This is a genomic window from Vibrio sp. 10N.222.55.C6, assembly GCF_041473395.1.
Lineage (GTDB): Bacteria > Pseudomonadota > Gammaproteobacteria > Enterobacterales > Vibrionaceae > Vibrio > Vibrio crassostreae_C.
In genome coordinates this window covers 1-830 of sequence record NZ_JBFRSD010000118.1, presented here as the reverse complement: position 1 = coordinate 830, position 830 = coordinate 1, and the positions used below count along the sequence as shown (strand labels likewise).

Below are 830 nucleotides of genomic sequence, written 5' to 3'. Positions count from 1 at the left end.
CTCTAAGTTTGACCAGTCTGGGTGGGCTGAGTCTGGAAAAGTGGTATATTTTACAGACATAAAAGCCATATTGTCGCACGCCTTTAATGAGAAGAAAGGAAAGCAAAAGGTTGAGTTATCCCCTGAATCTGCCAGTACCTACATTCAAGCGCAGTGGTTTTCAATAAGAACAATGGGTGTTGGGTTGCGTGGTAGACCTAAAAAGGCCAAAACCCTCGGGTGGGAGGCATCGAAATACAGCTCTATGCTCAAGAAATTTGGTTTGGGCGCAATTCCCAAGGCACTTCGAAACCTTGACACTAACTCTGCTTCTCTTGATTCGAACAACTACACCCAAAAAGAGTTAAAGAAAATAGGTCGCGCTCTTTTATCCGATAGAAAAGCGCTCAATAAGCGTTATCTGGACGAATCTATTAGCGATTATCAAAGAAGGTTGGCGTTTGATAGCTTAATAAATAATGCCGTATTTCTATACATCTATTACACGGCGGTAGGTCCGGCAGAGGCGCTAAATACCTTCGTGTTAGAAGATGAATGGAAAGTCGATAACATCGGTGGGAACCGCATCTCCGTTAAGGGCTTAAAAACTCGTGGTTACAAAGAAGAAACGCGTTCATTTACTCCTAGGGCTGCATCAAAAACCTTTTTTGAAGAACACATTCAGCTATCAAAACTTAACGCTGAAGATTTAAAGTTGGATAAACATTACTTGTTTGTTCGCAGAAGCGGTGAAACACCTAATCACATGAACTTGCGGTACTACGTTAAAGGATTGATGGAGCGCTCTACAACGTTAAAGTTGGCCGTATCGAGCAACCCAAACTTTAAAT

At 42.0% G+C, this 830-nt stretch carries 1 pseudogene; it reads left to right on the top strand.

Features of this window, described 5'->3' with window-relative positions:
- Window positions 1-830: pseudogene (locus AB4486_RS22815) on the top strand (hypothetical protein); the annotation flags it as partial.